This is a genomic window from Streptomyces colwelliae, assembly GCF_048158785.1.
Lineage (GTDB): Bacteria > Actinomycetota > Actinomycetes > Streptomycetales > Streptomycetaceae > Streptomyces.
The window spans coordinates 1-6,440 of the sequence record NZ_JBLTJC010000498.1 but is presented as its reverse complement, the minus strand read 5'-3'; the positions used below and the strand labels follow the sequence as shown (position 1 = coordinate 6,440).

Genomic DNA, 6,440 nt, shown 5'->3' with positions numbered 1-6,440 from the left:
CTCACCGGGTGGCTCGCGTCGTCGCGCGGGGTGGCTGATGCGGGGGCGGAGGGCAGGGTGCTCAGCAGGGCCGCGCCGGCCGTGACACCTGCCGTACGGCCGAGGAAGTCGCGGCGGCCGACACCGGTGGGTGAGGAGTTCACTGTGTCTCCCGATCACTTGAGGACGAGTCGCCTCATGCTGTGCCGGACCGGCAGGGACGGCCTAGGGAGTTGCCGTGACTCACAGTGCCCACGGGTGCAACTTAGGTTGCGGACGCGCGGGTTGACACTGTTGACACTTCGGTTCGTCAACGACCGGCCTACAGCGCCGACTTGATCGCGCGCAGCACCGTGTCCGCCATCCCCCGCTCCCCGCGCGCGTTCGGGTGCACCGGCGCCGCCGGGCTCTCCGGTACGAGCGGTTCGATCCAGCGGGTGTCCTTCGCCGCGCAGGCGTTGTGGTCCGCGGAGGGCGTGTACGTGTCGACGTAGCCGACCCCCGCCTCCGAAGCCCGTTGCCGCAGCGCGGAGTTGAGCTGTTGTTCCTTCTTGCGGAGGAAGGTCACGTCGCCCGGTGCGAGGGACATGTCCCGGCCGCAGTCGGCGCTGTCGGCCGGCAGGATCGCCGGGTACGAGACGACGTAGACCCGGGCCTCGGGGGCGCGGCGTTTGACCTCGGCCAGGACGCGGGTGAGCCGGGTGCCCGCCGTGGCGATCTTCTTCTGTACGGCGTCCGAGTCGCCCGTGACGTAGTTGCGTTCGCAGGGCGCGTCCTCGGAGATGTACTTGCCGCTGCCCGTCATCTCGTACAGCGCGCCCATCGCCACGCACCGTTTGATCATCGAGCTGAAGTCGATGTCGTTGCCGCCGATGCCCACGGTGACCAGCCGGGTGGTGGACGAAAGTGCCCTGAGCTGGGGGGAGTTGGTGCCGTCGTCCGTCTTCTGTGCTGACGTGAGGTCGGTGGTCGTGGCGCCGCTGCAACTCACGTCACGGAAGTCCCCACCCTTCAGGCCGAGTTCGGCGGCCACCAGGGCCGGGTAGTTGCCGGCGGAGCGGTCGCAGCCGGCGGGGGTGCCGGTGGGGTCCGTGATGCCGGGGGCGGCCGTGTAGGAGTCGCCGAGGGCCACGTAAGGGCCCTTCGTCGGGGACGAGTAGGCGATGCCGGTGTGGCCGTCGTCGTTGCCGTCGCCGTCGCGGGTGACCAGGACGACGGTGAGCAGCGTGCCGCAGGCCAGGAGCCCGGCCACTCCGGCCTGCACGGAGGTTTTCATCGAAGTGCCCTCTCTGGTGGGCGAGTTGGTGACTGGGTGGCTTGGTGACTGGGTGAGGTGTGGACGTCCGCGGGCCCGGCGACGGGCGGGGGGAGTGCCCCGTCGCCGGGCCCGGGACTTGCGCCGGTCCCCGTCCCCACGGGATCCGGCACCGCGAGGCCGCCTCCGCTCTCGGCGGCCCCGGTCTGGGGGTGCTAGGGGACCGGAGTGAGGTGAGCGGTGGGCGTGTCGGCGGTCGGCGCCGGGACCTTGCGGCTCAGGGCCTCGCCCTCGACGTCCATGCGGGGGAGGATCCGGTCGAGCCAACGCGGCAGGTACCAGGCCTTGTTGCCCAGGAGGGAGAGGACCGCGGGCACGATCGCCATCCGGACCACGAACGCGTCGAACAGCACCGCGATGGCCAGCCCGAAGCCGATCATCTTGATCATCGAGGCGCCCGCGCCGATGAAGCCCGAGAACACCGCCATCATGATCAGCGCGGCGGCCACGACCACCCGGGCGCTGTGCCGGAACCCGGAGACGATCGCCTGACCGGGCCCGTCCCCGTGGACGTACGCCTCACGCATCCGGGAGACCAGGAACACCTCGTAGTCCATGGCCAGTCCGAAGACGATGCCCACCAGGAAGATCGGCATCAGGCTCATGATCGGGCCGGTCTGGTCGACGCCCAACAGCGAGGCCCCGTGGCCCTGTTGGAAGACCGCGACCACCGCGCCGAGCGCCGCGAGCACCGAGAGGAGGAAGCCGAGCGCCGCCTTCAGGGGCACGAGCAGCGAGCGGAAGACCAGGAGCAGGAGGACGATCGCCAGGCCCACCACCAGGGCCAGGTACGGGATCAGCGCGTCCTGCACCTTCTGCGCCACGTCGATGTTCAGCGCGGTGGTGCCGGTGACCTCGAAGCTCGCGCCGGATGTGCCGGACTCGATACCGGCCCGTTCGTCGCGGATCGTCTGGACGAGTTGCTTCGTCTTCTCGTCGGTGGGGCTGGTGGCGGGGGTCGCGCTGAACACCGCTGTGTCGCCCGCAGAGTTGAAGCGCGCCGGTGAGACGGAGACGACTCCGTCGGTGGCCGCGATCTCCTTCGAGATCGTCGCTACGGCGCTCTTCGCGTCGTCCGCCTTCTTCGCGTCCACGACGATGGTCAGGGGGCCGTTGAAGCCGGGGCCGAAGCCCTGGGCGAGGTCGTCGTAGGCACGGCGTTCGGTGGTGGCCGTGGACTTGGCCTCGTCGCCGGGCATGCCGAGCTGGAGGTTGAGGGCGGGCAGAGCCATCGCGCCGAGGCCTACGACGCCGAGCAGCAGGACGGGGATCGGGCGGCGGACGACGAGCCGGGCCCAACGGCTGCCCCCGTTCTCGCCGTTGGCCTTGTCCTTGCCCCGATGAGCCTTGTTCTTGCGGTCGCGGCGGGAGAGGACGGCGTTCGGCCAGAAGCCGAGGACCGCCGGGACCAGGGTGAGGGAGATCAGGACCGACAGGAGGACCGCGCCCGCCGCCGCGAGGCCCATCTTCGTCAGCATCGGGATGCCGACCACCGACAGACCGGCCAGCGCGATGACGACCGTCAGGCCGGCGAACACCACGGCCGAACCCGCCGTACCGGCCGCCAGGCCCGCTGCTTCGCGCGGCGTGTGGCCCTTCTCCCGTTCCTCCCGGTAGCGGGAGACGACGAACAGCGCGTAGTCGATGCCGCAGGCGAGGCCGAGCATCGTGGCCAGGGTGCCCGTGGTCTCGGAGAGGCCGAAGGCGCTGCCCAGGGCGAGGACCGCGGACATGCTGATGCCGACGCCGAGGATCGCGGTGAGGAGGGGCAGGCCGGCGGCGGCCAGTGAACCGAAGGTGATGAGCAGGACCACGGCGGCTATCGCGATACCGATCGCCTCCGCGCTGCCGCCCGCCGCGGGCTGGGTCGTGAGGGCGTCGCCGCCGACCTCGACGGTCAGGCCCGCGTCCCGGGCCGTGTCGATGGCCCGTTCCAGGTGGGTCTTGGCGGCGCCGGTGAGGTCGTCGGCCTTCACCTTGAAGGTGACGGTGGAGTACGCGGTCGACGCGTCCTTGCTCACCGCCTGCGCGGCGAACGGGTCGACGGCGGAGGCTACTTGGGAACCGTCGGCCGCCTCCGTCACCAGCTTCTCGATCGCCGCCCGGTTCTCGGTCGCGGTGACCTTCTCGCCGTTCGGGGCGACGAAGACGATCCGGGCGCTCGCGCCGTCCGCCGCGGTGCCGGGGAAGCGCTGCTCCAGCAGGTCGAAGGCGCGCTGCGACTCGATACCGGGCATCGTGAAGCCGTCGTCCGGGGCGGCGGGAGCCTTGGCGGCGGCGAATCCGACGGCGCCGAGGACCGCCACCCACAGGAGGGTGACGAACCAGCGCCACCGGAAGGCCGTGCGGCCCAAGCGATAAAGGAGAGTAGCCATGGCTGGGGAAGGCCTCCACGTCGGCGGTCGGTCGAGATCCGGATCGCGTTCGAGATCGAGTGCGTGATCGTGGTCTCAAGCCTTCCGGCGGCGGCCCTGCGGCACGAGGGAGTGCCCTCCCGAATGCATGGTGTAGCCCGCTACACCATTGCCGAGCTGCTCGGCAATGCCGTGCCGCTCAGCCCGCGTTCAGCTCCGTCAACTGGCCCAGCGGCAGCGTGTGGTGGGTCTGGAGCACCTTCGCGCGTAGATACCGGACGTTGTGGGCGGTGGTGAAGACGCCGGTCGGGACCCGGTCGTGGACGTCGATGCCCAGGCCGCGCAACTGGTCGGCCTTGTCGGGGTTGTTGGACAGCAGGTCCAGGGACGTGATCCCCAGGGCGGTGAGCATCTGCGCGGCGGCCGTGTAGTCACGGGCGTCCTCGGGCAGGCCCAGCGCGGTGTTCGCGGCGTACGTGTCGAGACCCTGGTCCTGGAGGGCGTAGGCGTCGAGCTTGTTGTAGAGGCCGATGCCCCGGCCCTCCTGGCGCAGGTACAGCAGGACTCCGCCGCGGTCGGCGATGCGCTCGACGGCCTCGCGCAGCTGGGGTCCGCAGTCGCAGCGGGCGGAGCCGAAGACGTCGCCGGTCAGGCACTCGGAGTGCAGCCGGACCAGCGGGGTGGTGCCGGGGGCGGGGTCGCCGAGGACGACCGCGAGGTGTTCCAGGCCGTCGGTCAGGCCGTGGAAGGTGACGAGTTCGGCGTCGACGCCGTAGCCGTCCTGGAAGCGCAGCGGTACCCGGACGCGGGCACGCGGGGTGGCGGCGGGGAAGTCGGGCATGCGGGTCTCCGTGGTCCGGCGGCAGGTGTTCCGGGATGTGCTTCAGTTTTGAAGCACATCCACGATCACGGAGACTACCTCATGCTTGAAATTTGAAGCAACAGAATTGTGGGACGGGTCACGAACAGGGAGGAGTGGAGCGGCGGCGCCACGGGACGTCGTCCGGAGTCTCCAGCGCCCGCGCGATCCCCGCGCTGATCTCCTCCAGCTGCCCCACCTGCTCCGGGGTGAGATGGTCGAAGATCGCGGCCCGTACGGTCTCGACGTGCCCCGGCGCCGTACGCTCCAGGACGTCCATCCCCTCGTCGGTCAGGACGGCGGTACTGCCCCGCTTGTCCGACGGACACCCCTCCCGCCGCACCAGACCGTCCTTCTCCAGCCGGGTCACGGCGTACGTCAGCCGGCTTCGGGTGATCTTCGACTTCTCGGCGAGATCGGTCATCCGCAGCCGGCGGTCCGGCACCTCGGAGAGGTTGGCGAGGATGGAGTAGTACAGGTGGGGCATGCCGGCCTCCTGCTGGAGCTGCCGGTCGATCGCGTCCTCCAGGAGGTGCGTCGCGGCGATGTACGCGCGCCAGGCGCGCTGCTCCTCGGCGGTGAGCCAGCGGGTCGTCATGCCCCCAGTGTAGGTTTGTTTCAAACTTGAACCAAGCCCCGCAGTTCCACCAAGCCCCGCCATTCGCCTGAACCAAGCCCCGCCATTCGATCGAGCCGGGAGCGCGTCGATGCCTTTCCCCTACGTCCTGCTGTCCGCCGCCGTCTCCCTCGACGGCTACCTCGACGACACCGGCCCCGACCGGCTGCTCCTCTCCAGCCCGGCCGACTTCGACCGCGTCGACGAGGTCCGGGCGTCCGTGGACGCGATCCTCGTCGGCGCCGGCACGATCCGCGCGGACAACCCCCGCCTCCTGGTCAACTCCCCCCGGCGCAGGGCCAGTCGCGTAGCCGCGGGCAAGCCCGAGTACCCCCTCAAGGTCACCGTCACCGGCTCCGGCGACCTGGACCCGGCGGCCAACTTCTGGCACACGGGCGGCGACAAGCTGGTCTGTACGACGGACAAGGGCGCGGAGCGAGCACGCGGGCTGGGCCTGGCGGCGGACGTCGTGGCCCTCGGCCCGGACCTCGACTGGCGCCGCCTCCTGGAGCACCTGCACGAGGTCCGCGGCGTGGACCGCCTGATGGTCGAGGGCGGCGGCACGATCCACACCCAACTCCTCCAGCAGGGCCTGGCCGACGAACTCCACCTGGTCCTGTCCCCCCTCTTCGTGGGCGACGGCAAGGCCCCCCGCCTCTTCGGCCCGGGCACGTACCAGCCAGGCCGCCTTCGCCTCGTGGAGACCCGCCCCATCGAGGACGTCGTCCTCATGCGCTACGAACCCACCGCCCCCGGCACCGGCGACCTCCCCTCCGCCGCCGACCACCACTGGCTCGGCCTCGCCTGCGACCTGGCCGCCGACTGCCCGCCCTCGCGGACGGCGTTCAGCGTCGGCGCGGTGGTGGTGGCGGAGGACGGCACGGAGTTGTCCCGGGGTCACTCCCGCGAGTCCGGCGACCCGGTGGTCCACGCGGAGGAGGCGGCGCTGGCGAAACTGGACCCGCAGGACCCGCGCCTCCCCACGGCCACGGTCTACACGAGCCTGGAACCCTGCACCCACCGCGCCTCCCGCCCCAAGCCCTGCGCCCAACTGATCCTCGACGCGGGCGTACGGCGGGTGGTGACCGCTTGGCGCGAGCCGGACACGTTCGTGGCGGGCGCGGACGGGAGCGGGATGTTGGCGGCGCGGGGGGTGTCCGTGGTCGTACTCCCGGAGTACGAGGAGCGAGCGAAGGCACCGAACGGGCACCTGCTGAGCTGAGCTGCTGGGCTGCGCCTTTTTTGGTTCCGGCCGGCATTACTCAGCCCGTCCGGCGTTTGAGGACGAGGCCCCTTCAGGGCCGATGGGGGTCTGGG

Annotated in this window: 6 protein-coding genes; 1 reads left to right on the top strand and 5 read right to left on the bottom strand. The window is 70.9% G+C overall.

The window, feature by feature from the left end:
• From ACNFOC_RS48890 to ACNFOC_RS48870, 5 genes are all read right to left on the bottom strand, one after another.
• Positions 1–143 (bottom strand): twin-arginine translocation signal domain-containing protein (locus tag ACNFOC_RS48890; RefSeq protein WP_416965456.1); only part of this gene is annotated, 143 nt, incomplete at its 3' end.
• Between the two features lie 158 nt (positions 144–301).
• On the bottom strand, positions 302–1,255 hold the full coding sequence (locus tag ACNFOC_RS48885) for an SGNH/GDSL hydrolase family protein (protein WP_416965455.1): 954 nt from the start codon (positions 1,253–1,255) through the stop codon (positions 302–304).
• A gap of 194 nt (positions 1,256–1,449) precedes the next feature.
• Complete coding sequence (locus ACNFOC_RS48880; RefSeq protein ID WP_416965454.1) at positions 1,450–3,669, bottom strand: MMPL family transporter; 2,220 nt, start codon at positions 3,667–3,669, stop codon at positions 1,450–1,452.
• A 178-nt stretch (positions 3,670–3,847) separates the two neighbouring features.
• Positions 3,848–4,489 (bottom strand): GTP cyclohydrolase II, encoded by a 642-nt coding sequence (locus ACNFOC_RS48875; protein ID WP_416965453.1) that lies wholly within the window; start codon positions 4,487–4,489, stop codon positions 3,848–3,850.
• Between the two features lie 118 nt (positions 4,490–4,607).
• A complete protein-coding gene (locus ACNFOC_RS48870) occupies positions 4,608–5,105 on the bottom strand; it encodes a MarR family winged helix-turn-helix transcriptional regulator (protein WP_416965452.1) in 498 nt (165 codons plus the stop codon).
• Between the two features lie 109 nt (positions 5,106–5,214).
• Here ACNFOC_RS48870 and ACNFOC_RS48865 point away from each other — a divergent pair, with 109 nt between their 5' ends.
• A complete protein-coding gene (locus ACNFOC_RS48865; protein ID WP_416965451.1) occupies positions 5,215–6,345 on the top strand; it encodes a dihydrofolate reductase family protein in 1,131 nt (376 codons plus the stop codon).
• Positions 6,346–6,440: the final 95 nt, after the last annotated feature.

Bases quoted from the DNA above. Each gene is read 5' to 3' on its own strand.
- ACNFOC_RS48865 (WP_416965451.1), top strand. From the start codon at position 5,215: ATGCCTTTCCCCTACGTCCTGCTGTCCGCCGCCGTCTCCCTCGACGGC.
- ACNFOC_RS48880 (WP_416965454.1), bottom strand. From the start codon at position 3,669: ATGGCTACTCTCCTTTATCGCTTGGGCCGCACGGCCTTCCGGTGGCGC.
- ACNFOC_RS48875 (WP_416965453.1), bottom strand. From the start codon at position 4,489: ATGCCCGACTTCCCCGCCGCCACCCCGCGTGCCCGCGTCCGGGTACCG.
- ACNFOC_RS48870 (WP_416965452.1), bottom strand. From the start codon at position 5,105: ATGACGACCCGCTGGCTCACCGCCGAGGAGCAGCGCGCCTGGCGCGCG.
- ACNFOC_RS48885 (WP_416965455.1), bottom strand. From the start codon at position 1,255: ATGAAAACCTCCGTGCAGGCCGGAGTGGCCGGGCTCCTGGCCTGCGGC.